Here is a 13,096-nt window from a genome sequence, read left to right as displayed (position 1 = left end):
AAGTATTTGCTTTAGCTTGAGAATGGGTTCAGAATCCACTAACGCAATTTATTTGCGTTAGCTGAAGGAGCCGACATGACCACGCCCGCACTCGCCCCTGCGCCCGCCGCCCTCCGCGCGCCCGGACTGCGCCTCGGCGCCACCGCCTCGCTGTGGCTGACGGTCTCGCTGGTCATCAGCTTCCTGGCCGCCTCCAGCGCGCCCTCGCCGCTGTACGCGCTGTACCGCGAGGCCTGGGGTTTCAGCCCGCTCGCGCTGACGGTGATCTTCTCCAGCTACGCCTTCGCGCTGCTCGCCGCGCTGCTGGTGTTCGGCCCCTTGTCCGACCACCTCGGCCGGCGCGCCGTGATCCTCGCCTCGCTGTTCATCGAGCTGCTGTCGATCGTGCTGTTCTGGCGTGCCGAATCGGCCGGCTGGCTGCTCGCGGCGCGCATCGTGCAGGGCTTCGCGACCGGCATCGCGACCAGCGCGCTGAGCGCGACGCTGCTCGACCTGAGCCCGAGCCGCGGCGCGCTGTTCAACAGCGTCGCGCCGATGTTCGGCATGGCCGCCGGCGCACTCGGCGCGAGCGCGCTGGTGCAGTTCGCGCCGGCACCGATGCACCTGGTGTTCGAGCTGCTGCTGGCGATCCTCGCCGCGCAGACCTTCGCCGCGCTGTTCCTGCCCGACACGGTGACGCGCCGGCCGGGCGTCTGGCAATCGCTGCGTCCGCGCATCGCGATTCCGGCCGCGGCGCGCGCCACGCTGTGGAGGATCCTGCCGCTCAACACCGCGAGCTGGGCGCTCGGTGGCTTCTACCTGTCGCTCGGGCCGACGCTCGCGAAGCTGGTGACCGGCACGCCCGCGCCGCTGACCGGAGGCGCGCTGATCGCGACGCTGGTGCTGGCCGGCGCCGCGGCGATCGGCTGGGTGCGCTTGCGCCCGGCGCCCGCGGTGCTGACCGGCAGCGCGCTGGCGCTGGTGCTCGGCCTGTCGTTGACGCTGGTCGGCGTGCACGCCGGCTCGGGGCTCGCGTTCTTCGGCGGCACGCTGGTGGCCGGACTCGGTTTCGGCGCCGGCTTCAACGGCGCGGTGCGCAGCCTGGTGCCGCTGGCGGCGCCGCACGAACGCGCGGGGCTGATGGCCGGCTTCTTCGCGTTGAGCTACCTGGCGTTCAGCGTGCCGGCCATCATTGCCGGGCTGAGCACCGGCCTGTTCGGCCTGCACACGACGACGCTCGCGTATGGTGGCCTGCTGGTCGTGATGGCGCTGGCCGCGCTGGTCGCCTCGCTGCGCGCCGCGCGCTGAGCCTTCAGGGGCGCACCGCGGGCGATTCCATCGGCATGCCGCGGTCGCGCCACGCGAGGTAGGCCGCGAGCGCCGCGAACTCCGGCGACTCGGAAGCCAGCGGCTGCGCACGCACGCCGGTCATGCAATTGCGGATGCGCCGCAGCAGCGAGCCGACGCCCTGCCACTCCAGGCGGTACAGCGGGTAGCCGTTCGCGTGGCCCTGCGGGATCAGGCCGCCGCCGAGCCGCAGCCCGGCGCGCTCGTCGTGGCACTGCGCGCACGACAGGTTCAGCTGGCCGATGCGCGCGCGGTACAGCCCCTCGCCGCGCTCGCGCCACGGCAGCAGGCGCGCGTCGGCGGGTGGCTCGATCGGCAGCCCGCGCGATTGCAACGCGACGTGACTCTCGAGCGCCAGCAGCTCCTGGCTGTCGGGCGCGAACGGCGTCGCACCCTGGCGCGTCGCGCGGCACCGGTTGATGCGCGCGGCGAGGTCGACCGGACGCGCGAGCGCGTCGTCATACGCCGGGTAGCGCGCCGCCACGCCGCGCATCGATTCGCGGGCATCGCCATGGCAGCCGGCACAGGCCTGTGCTGAAGGCGACGGCGCGCGCGCCCACAGCGCCGCGCCGTCCTGGGCCCACAGCATCGCCGGGTTCTGCGCATCGTCGCGCTGCATCGCCTGCGTCGACGGGCTCATGTCCTCGAAGCCGGAGCGGCGCGCCTGCTGCGCGGACGCCACCGTCGCGACCAGCAGGATCAGCCACAGCGCGCGCCGCATCGCTCAGGTCACGCTGAGCGACACGGTCTCGGTCTGCGCGAAACCGTGGTCGCCTTCCCAGCTGAAGCTCAGCGTGCCGCTCTCGGTGGCGGTGGTGAAGAACGCGATGTACGGATTGGCCGCCATCGCGGCATGCAGATCGGCGCTGAACACCAGTTCGCCGTTGTAGCGGCAGCTGAAGCGCGTGATCAGGTTGCGCGGCAGCAGCAGGCCGTCGGCGCCGGGCCGGAAGCCGGTTTCCATCGGGTGCGCGATCAGCGTGCGCAACTCGATCACCTCGCCGCGCTTCGCGGTGCTCGGGGCGGTGATCAGCGTGCGGGCCATCGCGCCATCACTCCAGGCAGGCGGCCAGCGTGACCAGCACGTCGACGCCCTGCGACCAGAACGTGCCGTCGCTCAGCCGCGCCACCGCGACCAGCTGCTGCGAGGTCGCGAGCCGGATGCGCGTCGACACCACCGCGCGCCCGGCGCGCGGCCCGAGCGTGAAGCGCACCACGTCGCGCTGCGGATTGCGCTCGTTGAACACCGCGATGCCGGTCACGTGCTCGGCCGCGGTCATCGGGCTGTCGACGCTGACGGTGATCGGCACGCCGTTGCCGTTCTCGACCAGCGGCGGGATGTCGAACGTGACGCGCCCCTTCTTCACCGGCGCGCCGGACGCGTAGTCGGCGATCACCGACTGCATCTCGAAGCTGGTCGCGCGTGCCGGCCGCACCAGCAGCAGGCCGCCGGCGGCAAGGCCGAACTGCAACAGCTCGCGGCGATGCAGTGCGGGGTTCACTGCAGCGTCACCAGCCAGGCCACCACATCCTCGACCTGCTGTGCGTCGAGCACCGCCCGACCCTGCCAAGCCGCGCCGACGCGCTGCAGGCCGTCGGTGTCGTGGTATGGCGGCATGATCGTCTGCGGGTTCAGCTGACGCGCATCGACGACGCGCAGCCGCAGTTGCGCCGCCGACCAACGTGCGCCCGCACCGGCCAGGTCAGGCGCGAGGTTGCCCTGGAAGCGTTCCTCCGCGATCGGCGCCGGGTGACACAGCAGGCACAACCCGGCCTGCCGGCTCGCGACGATCGCGCGCCCCCGCACCGCATCGCCGGGCACCGCGGTGAGCGGCTGCGGCATCGCGTCGCGCGGCGGGGTGGCCGCACACGCCGCCATCAGCACCGCCACCGAGCCCATCGCCATCGCCCGCATCAGGCCTTCTTCAGCGAATGGTTCTTCAGCGGCAGCTCGCGGATGCGCTGCCCGGTGGCCGCGAAGATCGCGTTCAGCACCGCCGGCGCCGCGACCGCGATGGTCGGTTCACCGACCCCGCCCCAGAAGCCGCCGGACGGCATCACCACCGTCTCGACCTTCGGCATCTCGTCGAGGTGCAGCACCGGGTAGGTGTCGAAATTCGTCTGCTCGATGCGCCCGTCCTTCACGGTGCAGCCGCCGTACAGCGCAGCCGACAGCCCGTAGACGAACGAGCCCTCGACCTGCGCCTCGATCTGCTGCGGGTTGACGGCGTGCCCGGGGTCGGTGGCCGCGACGATGCGATGCACCTTCAGCTTGCCCTCCTTGTCGACCGACACCTCGGCCACCGCGGCGACATAGCTGCCGAAGCCCATCGTCTGCGCGATCCCGCGGTACACGCCCTTCGGGGCCGGCTTGCCCCAGCCGGCGCGCTCGGCCGCGGCGTTCAGCACTGCGAGGTGCTTCGGGTGCTGCGTCATCAGCTTGCGGCGAAACGAGAGCGGGTCCTGCTTCGTCGCATGCGCCAGCTCGTCGATGAAGCACTCGAGGTAGATCGTGTTCTGGTTCAGGTTCACGCCGCGCCAGAAGCCCGGCGGCACATGCGGGTTGCGCATCGCATGGTCGATCAGCAGGTTCGGCACGCCGTAGCCGATCGACGCCTCGGGGCCGGGCGCGTTCAGGCCCTGGAATACCACCGGGTCCTTGCCGTCGCGGATGTTCTGCGGGAACACGCCGGCCAGGATCGACTGGCCCGAGATCCGCATGTGCAGCGCCGTCAGGCTGCCGGCCGCATCGAAGCCGGCGCGCAGCTTGCACTGCGTGATCGGATGGTAGCGGCCGTGCGTCATGTCTTCTTCGCGCGACCAGATCAGCTTGACCGGCGTGCCCGGCATCTCCTTCGCGATCGCGACCACCTGGTGCACCCAGTCGTGCACCGCGCCACGCCGGCCGAAGCCACCGCCGAGCAGCAGCTTGTAGACCTCGCACTGGCCGGCCGGCAACCCCGACGCCTCGACCGTGGCGGCGTGCGCGGCCTCGCCGTTCTGCGTCGGCGTCCAGACCTCGCAGCGTGCGGGAGCGCCATCGGTCGCGGGCGTGAACTTCGCCGTCGCGTTCATCGTCTCCATCGTCGCGTGGTTCTGGAACGGGTAGGCGTAGACCGCCTCGACGACGCGCGCGGCCGACGCCAGCGCCGCCCGCGCATCGCCGTTCGAATTGCCCACCGCCGCCTCCGGCGCATCGAGCCCGGCCTTCAGCGTCGCGGCGATCTCGGCGCTGCCGATCTTCGCGTTCGGGCCTTCGTCCCAGACCACCGGCAGCGCATCGAGCGCCGACTTCGCGCGCCACCAGGTGTCGGCGACGACCGCGACTGCGCTGTCGCCGACGCGCAGCACCTTCTTCACGCCGGGTTTGCCGGCGATGGCCGCCGCGTCGAAGCTCGCGAGCTTGCCGCCGAACACCGGGCAGTCGCGGATCGCCGCGTTCAGCATGCCGGGCATCCTCAGGTCGGAACCATAGACCTGCGAGCCGTCGAGCTTGCCGCGCGTGTCCAGCCGCGCCAGGCGCTTGCCGGCGAGCTTCCAGTCCTTCGGGTCCTTCAGCGCCACGTCGGCCGGCGGCGTCAGCTGGGCCGCCGCCAGCGCGACCTTGCCGTAGGTCGTCTTGCGGCCGCTCGCCACGTGCGTGATCACGCCCTTGTCGACCTGGCACTGCGCGGCCGGCACCTGCCAACCGTCGGCCGCGGCCTGCACGAGCATCGTGCGGGCGATCGCGCCGCCCTTGCGCACGTAGTCGTGCGATTCGCGGATGCCGCGGCTGCCGCCGGTCGAGAAGTTGCCCCAGACGCGCTTGCGCGCGAGGCTCTGGCCGGGCGTCGGGTACTCGGTCTTCACGCGCGACCAGTCGCAGTCGAGCTCCTCGGCCACCAGCTGCGCGAGGCCGGTCAGCGAGCCCTGGCCCATCTCCGAGCGGGCGATGCGGATCACGATGGTCTCGTCCGGCTGCACGACGACCCAGGCGTTGATCTCCGGCGTCGCGACGGCCGGCGTCGCGGCTTGCGCGGCGGCTTCGTCGGCGAACGGAATGTGGAACGCGACGACCAGCCCGGTCGCCGCCGACCCGGCGAGGAAGCCGCGCCGCGACAGAACGGGCGCGCTCATGCCTTGCTCCCGGCGATGTGCACGATGTTCAGCCCCGCCTGCTTCGGGTCGCCCCCCAGCGCTGCTGCCTTGATCGCCGCGCGCACCCGGTTGTAGGTGCCGCAGCGGCAGATGTTGGTCATCGCGTCGTCGATGTCGGCATCGGTCGGCCGCGGCTTGGCCTTCAGCAAGGCCGCGGCGGCCATGATCATCCCGGACTGGCAGTAGCCGCACTGCGGCACGTCGAGCGCGGCCCAGGCCTTCTGGATCGGGTGCGAGGCGTTCGATGCCAGCCCCTCGATCGTCACGATCTTTTCGTCGGGCCCCACCGTCGAGACCGGCCGCACGCAGCTGCGCGTCGGCACGCCGTCGAGGTGCACGGTGCAGGCGCCGCACTGCGCGATGCCGCAGCCGTACTTGGTGCCGGTCAGCTCCAGCTGCTCGCGCAGCACCCACAGCAGCGGTGTCTCGGGCTCGGCATCGAACTCGCGGACGCTTCCGTTGACGTTCAATCGGGGCATGGGTCTCTCCTGAGGTGGCGACGGAGCATCTCTCAGGAGCGCCCCAGGCCGAAGCCCCTGCTGCCCATAGGGGACGAAAACCGTAGGATTCTTTGCCGCATCGAAGATGCGTGCTTCGCGTGGAGGAGACACCCGCATGACCTTGCAGCAATCCGCCTGGCTGGCGCTCGCGCTCGCTCCGGCGTTCAGCGCCGTGGCCGCACCCTCGGCCGACGAGCTCGCGCTGCGCTCGCTGGCCGCCACCTGCGCCGCCTGCCACGGCACCGAGGGGCGCCCGGCACCGGGCAGCGCGATCGTCGGCCTGGGTGGCCGCGAGCGCGACGACCTGCTCGCGCGACTCATCGGGTTTCGCGATGGAAGCCGCCCCGGCACCGTGATGCCGCAGCTCGCCAAGGGCTACACGCCGGCACAACTCTCGCAACTGGCCGGCTGGTTCGCCGCGCAAACCCGATGAAGCGCCGCGACCTGCTCGCGACCGCCGGCGCGCTCGCGACCACCGGCATGGTCGGCTGCGCGGCACCGGCCGCCGTGCCGGCGCGCGCGCAGGTGGTGGTGATCGGCGGCGGCTTCGGCGGCGCCACCGCGGCGCGCTATGTGCGGCTGCTGTCGCAGCAGCGCATCGACGTGGTGATGATCGAGCCGCAGCCACGCTTCGTGTCCTGCCCAGGCTCCAACCTGGTGCTGGGCGGCACGCGCACGCTGGCCGAGCTGACGCTGTCGTACGACGCGCTCACCGGGCGCCACGGCGTGCGCCGGGTGCGCGACGAGGCCGCCGCGATCGACGCCGCACGCAAGCAGGTGACGCTCGCCTCTGGCGCGACCATCAGCTACGACAAGCTGGTGCTGTCGCCCGGCATCGAGCTGATGTTCGACGAGGTCGAGGGCTTGCGCCGCGCGCACGACGACGGCCGCGTGCTGCAGGCCTGGAAGGCCGGGCCCGAGACGCTGGCGCTGCGCCGCCAGCTCGAGGCGATGCCCGACGGCGGCGTGTTCGCGATCACGATCCCCGAGTCGCCCTACCGCTGCCCGCCCGGGCCGTACGAGCGGGCCTGCGTGGTGGCCGCGTACTTCCGGCGCGCGAAGCCGCGCTCGAAGCTGCTGATCCTCGACGCCAATGCCGACGTCGTCTCGAAGCCCGCGCTCTTCAAGGCCGCGTGGCGCGACCTGTACCCCGGCATCGTCGAGTACCGGCCGCAGCACAAGGTGATCGGCGTCGATGCGGCGGCCGGCACGCTGCGCATCGAGCTGCAGGATGCGGTGCGGGCCGACGTGCTGAACGTGCTGCCGCCGATGCGCGCCGGCTCACTCGCGGTGAAGAGCGGGCTGGCCAATGCGGTCAACCGCTGGTGCCGCGTGAACTTCATCGACTTCGGCTCGACGGTCGCGCAGGACGTGCACGTGCTCGGCGACGCGATCCAGATCGCCCCCGGCATGCCGAAGAGCGCGCACATGGCGAACGCGCACGCCAAGGTGGCGGCCGCGGCGATCGTCGCGCAGCTGTCGGGCATCGCGGTCGACGCGCACCCGATGCTGACGAACACCTGCTACAGCTTCGTCGACGAGACCAACGCGATCCACGTCGCGAGCGTGCACGAGTACGTCGCGGCGGAGTCGACCTTCAAGCCGGTGGCGGGCGCCGGCGGCGTCTCGGCGCAGCGCAACGAGGCCGAGGGCGCGTATGCCGGCGCGTGGGCGCGCAACATCTGGGCCGATACTTTGGGCACATGAGCCTTCCTGCCGAACTCGACCCCTGGTTCGCCCGCATCGCCGTCGGCGACTACGCCGGCCGGTTCGACGTCGAACTGAACCTGCTCGATCGCGCCCAGGCCACCGAATGGACCGGCCTGCTCACGTACCACCCGATCGTCGCGGCGCTCGGCGGCATCGTGCTCGACGACCCGGAGACCAGCAATCACCACATCTACGCCAGCCGCTCGCCGCTCAAGGGCAGCGTGTTCTACCTGGCCCATGACGACGATTCGCGCATCGTCTACGCGTCGCTCGATGACTTCCTCGCGGCCGCCGACGACGCGAAGCGGCAGCAGACCTGGCTCAGCGAACTGCACCCGGCGTGCTCGCCGGTCGCAAACGACCAGGCCGGCCTGTCGCGCTGGATCGGCGAGCTGATCGGTGGCGGCGCCGGCCACGAGGTCGCGATGGCGCTGGTGCCGTCGCTGGACCTGAGCGACACGGCGTTGCTGCGCCGGCTGGTCACCGATCCGGATTTCTTCCTCGGCGAGGCGGTCGCGGTCGAGATCGAGAAGCGGCCCTCGCGCGCGCTCGGGGTCATCGCCGAGCTGTGCACGCTGCACCCGCATCCGCAGGTGGTGAGCGCCGGCCGGCTGGCGGCACGGGCGATCGCGAAACTGCGCTGAAGTGCACTGACGCGGCCGCGGCCGTCGTCGAGAATCGCAGCCGTGAGCGCCCTGCCCGAGACCACCGCCCCGATACCCGCCCGGCGCATCGCCTGCCCGCGCTGCAGCACGCCGATGCGCGTGCTGTCGCTGTCCTCGCACAAGGGGCAGCCGGTCACGGTGGAGCACTGCCTGGACTGCCGCCTGGTGTGGTTCGACGAGTTCGAATCGGTCCAGCTCGACAGCTTCGGCTGGGTGCGGCTGCTGCGCGAGATGGAAGCCGGCACCGGCCGTCCGCTGGCCGAGGCCCAGGTGGCGCACCCGGCCTGCCCGCGCTGCGCCGCGACGCTGAAGCGGGTGCAGAACCGGTCGCGCTTCGGCCTGTTCGCCGCGCTCGAATGCCCGCGCCGCCACGGCCACCTGCACAGCCACAGCGGCCTGCTGGCCGAGCGCGGCCTGGTGCGGCCGCTGGGTGTCGCCGAGCGGCAGGCGCTCGCGCAGGAGAAGCACGCGCTGCACTGCCTGAACTGCGGCGGCGCGGCCTCGGCCGGCGACGACCACTGCAGCTGGTGCGGCACCGCGCTGGTGGTGATCGACATGCCGCGGCTGGCGCATTCGCTGCGCCTGCAGCTGGACGGCATGGGGGCCTCGCCGCGGGCCATCGGCCATGCCACCGCGTGGCCGTGCCGCGCCTGCGGGTCCGCGCTCGACCCGGCACGCGACACGCAGTGCGGACACTGCGGCCACATCGTCGTCGCGCACAACCTGCCCGACATCGACCCGCTGCTCGAAGCGGCCGAGGCCGACCTCGCGGCGGCGGCAGACATCGAGGCGAAGCGGCTGGCGCGCTACCCCAGCACGCGCCGCCCGCGCTCGTCGCCCCCCGCATCGACCGAGGCCACAGCACGTGGGGCACGCCGATCGATGCTGTCGGGATGGACACCGCTGCTGATGATCCAGGCCGCGGCCTGGGCCGTCGCGGTGTTCATCCTCGCCGACCTGCACTGGCCGGGACGCGACCCGATGGAGGCCCTGCGCGCGCAGCGGCTGGGCGCCCGTCCGGGATCGGCGTGGGCCCTGCTGCCGGCGTGGCGCGACCTGGCGCCCGGCGACCGCAACGGCCTGCTGGCACTGCGCCGCGGGCTGTTCGCCGTTCACCTGCGGCAGCTCGGCGGCGAGCACCTGCCGGCCACCGCCACGCTGGGGCAGGTCATCGACGACACGCTGCCGCAGGCGGCGCGCCACCGCGACATCGCCGGCCGCTGGCATGCCGAGCTGTCGCGCAGCCTGAAGCCCGATCCGGTGGCCAACGAACCGCAGCTCGGCGACGAGGCCGCGGAGTTCGGCGGCCGCCTCGCGCCGGCGGCGCCGAACGTGTGGATCCAGTCCCCGTCGCGCACCGCCGCGCTGTGGGCCTTGAGTGTGCAGAACACCGGCAGCTTCACGATCCTGGCCCAGAAGCTCGCGGTGCGTATTCCGCTCAACCACCGGTCGGGCGTGAACTGGCGCTGCCACCCGGCGCGCGGCGCGAATCCGGTGCTGGCACCCGGCGCCAGCGTGACCCTGTTCTGCCGGACGACTGTGTCGCCATCGGACCAGGATGACACCTGGCGCACCGCGATGCAGAAGCTGCGCAGCGGTGAAGCCACGGATCTGCAGTGGACCGACGAGGGCCTGCAGACACCGGGTGGCTTCGACGCCGTCACCGATCGCCTGGTCGCCGATGCGCTGAAGGGTCCTTCTGGCCCTTCAGCCAGGCCACCCAGGCTCACGTGGGGCGAGCGGTGGTCGTCGCTGACGACGCCGCGCCGGCATGCGCTCGAACTCGTCGGCCTGGTCACGGCCTTCGCGATCTTCTGCACGCTGGCCCGAGGGCTGGGCGAGCGCCGGGCGGTCATCGCCGCGCTGACGGTCGGTGCCGTCGGCAGCTTCGTGGCCGGGCGCGGCGAAGGCGCGGCATCGGTGCTGCTGGTCGGCATGTACCTCGCGCTGTCGGTGCTGCTGACCTTCGGCTTCGCATTCGGCGCCCGGCTCTACACGGGCTTGTTCTTCAAGCGCTTCGGTTAGTCAGCGCGGCGGCCGAAGGCCGCGGTGCCGATCGCGCCGAGCACGCCGCCCAGCACCAGCACGTACCACAGCGGGGCGGATCCGGCCTCGCCGCCGATGGCCCACCAGCCGGCCGCGCCGGCCACCAGCGCCACCGCGGCGGCCAGCGCCAGCAGCAACAGCGGCACGGCCAGCACGAGCGTCGGCAGCTTCACCGCCGGATCGCGGCTGCCTGCGACCAGCAGCGCGTAGCCGACCAGCGTGAAGAGCGGGAACAGCACCCACAGCGTCAAGCCGGGCGACGTGGCGGACAAACCCAGCGGGGCCGCCACCAGCGCGACGGCAGACAGCAAACCCAGGGCGGCCAGCACGCCGCCGACGATCGCGATCAGCATGGTTGAAAGGGAGTCGTGAAGGAAGCGCCAAGGATAGCGCGGCTCCGGTACGGGTTCGCCCGCTTGTATTGGTAGCAGACCGAGGCTTCTGTCCTGCCGGGCTTGCGCAAGCTGCGCTGGCTGATGAAGACCCCGCCCCTTGAACCGTCACGCTCTGCCCCTATAATTCTGGTCTGCTAGCACTCATCCAACTTGAGTGCTAACGACATCCAGGTGCCTTCGGGTGCCGATGTTCTGTCAAGTCAACGAGCGCCCACTTGCCTCGTTGCCCACCAGAAGTCCCATTTGAGACATCAAGGAGAAGCCATGAAATTTCGCCCGTTGCACGATCGCGTGATTGTCGAGCGCGTTGAAGCAGAAACCAAGACCGCTTCCGGCATCGTCATCCCCGACGCCGCCACCGAGAAGCCCGAGCAAGGCATCGTGCTGGCCATCGGCCCCGGCAAGCGCAACGAGAAGGGCGACTTCGTGGCCCTGAACGTCAAGGTCGGCGACCGCGTGCTGTTCGGCAAGTACAGCGGCCAGGTCGTCAAGGACGGCGGCAAGGAACTGCTGGTGATGCGCGAAGAAGACCTCTTCGCCGTGGTCGAGAAGTAATTCTCCCCGCACCGGCTCCACCACCTCAACACTGAATTCGGAGAAAAGAACATGGCAGCAAAAGACGTAGTCTTCGGCGGCGAAGCCCGCGCACGCATGGTCGAGGGTGTCAACATCCTCGCCAACGCCGTCAAGGTGACCCTGGGCCCGAAGGGCCGCAACGTGGTCCTCGAGCGCTCGTTCGGCGCCCCCACCGTCACGAAGGACGGTGTCTCGGTCGCCAAGGAGATCGAGCTGAAGGACAAGCTCCAGAACATGGGCGCGCAGATGGTCAAGGAAGTCGCTTCCAAGACCAGCGACATCGCCGGTGACGGCACCACCACCGCCACCGTGCTGGCCCAGGCCATCATCCGCGAAGGCATGAAGTACGTGGCCGCCGGCATGAACCCGATGGACCTGAAGCGCGGCATCGACAAGGCCGTCACGGCTCTGGTCGAGCAGCTGAAGAAGGCCTCGAAGGCCACCACGACCTCGAAGGAAATCGCGCAAGTCGGCTCGATCTCGGCCAACAGCGACGAAACCATCGGCAAGATCATCGCTGACGCGATGGACAAGGTCGGCAAGGAAGGCGTCATCACCGTCGAAGACGGCAAGTCGCTCGAGAGCGAACTCGAAGTCGTCGAAGGCATGCAGTTCGACCGCGGCTACCTGTCGCCGTACTTCATCAACAACCCCGAGAAGCAATCGGCGTTGCTGGACAACCCGTTCGTGCTGCTGTTCGACAAGAAGATCAGCAACATCCGCGACCTGCTGCCGGTGCTGGAGCAAGTCGCCAAGGCCGGCCGTCCGCTGCTGATCATCGCTGAAGAAGTCGAAGGCGAAGCGCTGGCGACCCTGGTGGTCAACACGATCCGCGGCATCCTGAAGGTCGTCGCCGTCAAGGCTCCGGGCTTCGGCGACCGCCGCAAGGCCATGCTGGAAGACATCGCCATCCTGACCGGCGGCAAGGTCATCGCCGAAGAAGTCGGCCTGACGCTCGAGAAGGTCACGCTGGCCGACCTGGGCCAGGCCAAGCGCATCGAAGTGGGCAAGGAAAACACCACCATCATCGACGGCGCCGGTGCCGGTGCCGACATCGAAGCCCGCGTCAAGCAAGTGCGCGTGCAGATCGAAGAAGCCACCAGCGACTACGACCGTGAAAAGCTGCAAGAGCGCGTGGCCAAGCTGGCCGGCGGTGTTGCGGTGATCAAGGTCGGCGCTGCGACCGAAGTCGAGATGAAGGAAAAGAAGGCCCGCGTCGAAGATGCGCTGCACGCGACCCGTGCCGCCGTCGAAGAAGGCATCGTGGCCGGTGGCGGCGTGGCCCTGCTGCGTGCCAAGCAGGCGGCCGGCACCATCAAGGGTGACAACCCTGACCAGGAAGCCGGCATCAAGCTGGTGCTGCGCGCGATCGAAGCGCCGCTGCGCGAGATCGTCTACAACGCCGGCGGCGAAGCCAGCGTGGTCGTCAATGCCGTGCTGAACGGCAAGGGCAACTACGGCTTCAATGCAGCCAACGACACCTACGGCGACATGATCGAGATGGGCATCCTGGATCCGACCAAGGTGACCCGCACCGCGCTGCAGAACGCCGCGTCGGTGGCCTCGCTGATGCTGACGACCGAGGCGATGATCGCCGAGGCTCCGAAGGACGAAGCCGGCGCCGGTGGCGGCATGCCCGGTGGCGGCATGGGTGGCATGGGCGGCATGGGCATGGACATGTAAGGTCCTGGCACCTCGCCAACTCGAAAGGGCTGCTTCGGCAGCCCTTTTTCATTGGCGC

Annotated in this window: 14 protein-coding genes; 7 read left to right on the top strand and 7 right to left on the bottom strand. The window is 70.5% G+C overall.

Annotation, left to right across the window (positions count from 1 at the left end; genetic code table 11):
- Positions 1-75 precede the first annotated feature (75 nt).
- Complete coding sequence (locus tag ACXJLU_RS13145) at positions 76-1,287, top strand: MFS transporter (protein ID WP_457331525.1); 1,212 nt, start codon at positions 76-78, stop codon at positions 1,285-1,287.
- Positions 1,288-1,291: 4 nt separating this feature from the next.
- On the opposite strand, the gene soxA is transcribed toward ACXJLU_RS13145, so the two are convergent.
- Genes soxA through ACXJLU_RS13115 form a run of 6 tightly spaced genes read right to left on the bottom strand, consistent with a single transcriptional unit; the run spans position 1,292 to position 5,942 of the window.
- A complete protein-coding gene (gene soxA / locus ACXJLU_RS13140) occupies positions 1,292-2,047 on the bottom strand; it encodes a sulfur oxidation c-type cytochrome SoxA (RefSeq protein ID WP_457331523.1) in 756 nt (251 codons plus the stop codon).
- A gap of 3 nt (positions 2,048-2,050) precedes the next feature.
- Entirely contained in the window at positions 2,051-2,371 is a 321-nt protein-coding gene (gene soxZ / locus ACXJLU_RS13135) for a thiosulfate oxidation carrier complex protein SoxZ (RefSeq protein WP_073462307.1), read from the bottom strand.
- Between the two features lie 7 nt (positions 2,372-2,378).
- Positions 2,379-2,828 (bottom strand): SoxY-related AACIE arm protein, encoded by a 450-nt coding sequence (locus tag ACXJLU_RS13130; protein WP_457331521.1) that lies wholly within the window; start codon positions 2,826-2,828, stop codon positions 2,379-2,381.
- Positions 2,825-3,241 carry a sulfur oxidation c-type cytochrome SoxX gene (gene soxX, locus ACXJLU_RS13125; RefSeq protein WP_457331519.1) on the bottom strand — a complete coding sequence of 139 codons (417 nt, stop codon included), beginning with the start codon at positions 3,239-3,241 and terminating at the stop codon, positions 2,825-2,827. Before soxX ends, ACXJLU_RS13130 begins: the two co-directional genes overlap by 4 nt.
- Entirely contained in the window at positions 3,241-5,442 is a 2,202-nt protein-coding gene (locus ACXJLU_RS13120; protein ID WP_457331517.1) for a xanthine dehydrogenase family protein molybdopterin-binding subunit, read from the bottom strand. Before ACXJLU_RS13120 ends, soxX begins: the two co-directional genes overlap by 1 nt.
- Positions 5,439-5,942: a (2Fe-2S)-binding protein gene (locus ACXJLU_RS13115; RefSeq protein WP_457331515.1), complete on the bottom strand. Its 504-nt coding sequence runs from the start codon at positions 5,940-5,942 to the stop codon at positions 5,439-5,441. Before ACXJLU_RS13115 ends, ACXJLU_RS13120 begins: the two co-directional genes overlap by 4 nt.
- A 136-nt stretch (positions 5,943-6,078) precedes the next feature.
- Here ACXJLU_RS13115 and ACXJLU_RS13110 point away from each other — a divergent pair, with 136 nt between their 5' ends.
- Genes ACXJLU_RS13110 through ACXJLU_RS13095 form a run of 4 tightly spaced genes read left to right on the top strand, consistent with a single transcriptional unit; the run spans position 6,079 to position 10,363 of the window.
- Entirely contained in the window at positions 6,079-6,396 is a 318-nt protein-coding gene (locus ACXJLU_RS13110; RefSeq protein ID WP_457331513.1) for a c-type cytochrome, read from the top strand.
- Positions 6,393-7,670, top strand: a complete 1,278-nt coding sequence (locus ACXJLU_RS13105) for an NAD(P)/FAD-dependent oxidoreductase (RefSeq protein WP_457331511.1) — start codon at positions 6,393-6,395, stop codon at positions 7,668-7,670. The genes ACXJLU_RS13110 and ACXJLU_RS13105 overlap by 4 nt, the downstream gene beginning before the upstream one ends.
- A complete protein-coding gene (locus ACXJLU_RS13100) occupies positions 7,667-8,317 on the top strand; it encodes a hypothetical protein (RefSeq protein WP_457331510.1) in 651 nt (216 codons plus the stop codon). The genes ACXJLU_RS13105 and ACXJLU_RS13100 overlap by 4 nt, the downstream gene beginning before the upstream one ends.
- 42 nt (positions 8,318-8,359) lie before the next feature.
- Positions 8,360-10,363, top strand: a complete 2,004-nt coding sequence (locus ACXJLU_RS13095) for a TFIIB-type zinc ribbon-containing protein (protein ID WP_457331508.1) — start codon at positions 8,360-8,362, stop codon at positions 10,361-10,363.
- Here the strand turns inward: ACXJLU_RS13095 and ACXJLU_RS13090 are convergent.
- Positions 10,360-10,737 (bottom strand): hypothetical protein, encoded by a 378-nt coding sequence (locus ACXJLU_RS13090; RefSeq protein WP_457331506.1) that lies wholly within the window; start codon positions 10,735-10,737, stop codon positions 10,360-10,362. The two genes, ACXJLU_RS13095 and ACXJLU_RS13090, sit on opposite strands and share 4 nt — an antisense overlap.
- A gap of 306 nt (positions 10,738-11,043) precedes the next feature.
- Between ACXJLU_RS13090 and ACXJLU_RS13085 the strand changes: the two genes are divergently transcribed.
- The gene (locus ACXJLU_RS13085) at positions 11,044-11,334 is read left to right on the top strand and encodes a co-chaperone GroES (RefSeq protein ID WP_047500101.1); all 291 of its coding nucleotides are present in this window, start codon (positions 11,044-11,046) and stop codon (positions 11,332-11,334) included.
- 51 nt (positions 11,335-11,385) lie between these two features.
- Entirely contained in the window at positions 11,386-13,038 is a 1,653-nt protein-coding gene (gene groL / locus ACXJLU_RS13080; RefSeq protein ID WP_073462299.1) for a chaperonin GroEL, read from the top strand.
- Positions 13,039-13,096 lie beyond the last annotated feature (58 nt).

This window comes from Rhizobacter sp. P5_C2 (assembly GCF_054049715.1).
The sequence above is the reverse complement of the archived record's forward strand: the minus strand, read 5'-3'. Positions and strand labels throughout refer to the sequence as shown.